The organism is Pelagerythrobacter sp. Soil_C_18 (assembly GCF_057657235.1).
Genome location: NZ_JBDGIU010000012.1, coordinates 1 through 1,213, shown reverse-complemented (window position 1 = coordinate 1,213; position 1,213 = coordinate 1). Strand labels below are relative to the sequence as shown.

Genomic DNA, 1,213 nt, shown 5'->3' with positions numbered 1-1,213 from the left:
ATCTGCTTCGGAAACGTGCCCTCCTCGATCTTGCGGTAGAGTGTCGAGCGGCTGAGGCCGGTCTTGTCGAGCACGGCGTTAAGGCGAAGAAAGCGGTTTGAGGTGTCGGTCATCGGCATGATCCTGGTCGTTGTTGCAGCTCCCGCGCGACCAGGATCGGAAGTTCTCTTCGATGCGCAAGAGTGCCACCGCCATACCCGGCCGAACACGACCCTTCCTGCCCCATAAAGGTACCTCGGTGCGTCGAAAGAACTCGGCGTCTCACGCACTGTTGGGGGCGTGACCGCGCTCTACGCCGCTTCCGCGCCGCCGAGTCGCTGATCGCGTCTCGACCCATTCGGATGACGATCGCATGACGGTGGGGGCCGGCGCTTGCTGCGCCGGCCAAGCGGACATCGCGCTGCTCGCGCGATGGCGCTGGGGCCTGTCGGCCCCGAGCAGGCGGGGAGGGCGCGCCGCTACCCTGTAGTCCCGCCGCGGCGTGCCGCAACCGGCTGCGCCGGTCCTCCATTTCATTTCGGCCCGTTGGGTGCAGCCCACCTTCCTCGGCGGGACTTCCGGTCCGCTCCTAGCCGCCCACCCCGCCTTTTTCGGGGCCGGTTGCGGTGGAGAAGAGGAGTGGAAGGATGAACGGTCAGACCAGGAGCTTACGCCGGAGCCTCTATGCCGAGGTGACCGAGCGGGTGATTGCGGAGCTGGAAGAAGGACGGCTGCCGTGGGTGCAGCCGTGGGATGCAGCCGCATGCGGCTGCGCGATGCCGGCGAATGCGATGAGCGGGCGGCGCTATTCAGGGATCAACGTGCTGATCCTGTGGGCAGCGGTGATCGAGGGCGGCTATGCCTCGCAGCGCTGGCTCACGTACCGGCAAGCAGTCGCAGCAGGCGGCCATGTCCGCAAAGGGGAGCGGGGCACGACCGTCTGCTACGCCGACAGGTTTACGCCCCGGGCAGAGGCCGAGCAAGCGCAGGACGAAGAACGCGAGGCAAGGACGATCGCCCTTCTCAAGCGCTTCACCGTGTTCAATGTCGAGCAGTGCGAAGCTCTGCCCGAGGAGCTGACGCGTGCCGCTGAGCCTCTTGCCGCCGAGGCCGATATCCTGCCGGAGGTCAAAGCGCTGATCGATGCGAGCGGGGCCGACCTGCGCATTGGCGGGGGCGAGGCCTACTATTCGCCGGTTGGCGACTATGTCCCGGTGCCGCCGCCGCAGGCGTT

The 1,213-nt window shown here is 66.9% G+C and carries 2 protein-coding genes; one reads left to right on the top strand and one right to left on the bottom strand.

All coding sequences use genetic code 11. The features are described 5' to 3' along the window. Positions 1-113, bottom strand: a 113-nt coding sequence (locus AC3A5N_RS16000; protein WP_487738315.1) for a helix-turn-helix transcriptional regulator, incomplete at its 3' end; no start/stop codon positions are given. 513 nt (positions 114-626) lie between these two features. On the opposite strand from AC3A5N_RS16000, the gene AC3A5N_RS15995 reads away from it, so the two are divergent. Continuing rightward, positions 627-1,213: ArdC family protein (locus tag AC3A5N_RS15995; protein ID WP_487738314.1), on the top strand; the 587-nt coding region annotated here is incomplete at its 3' end.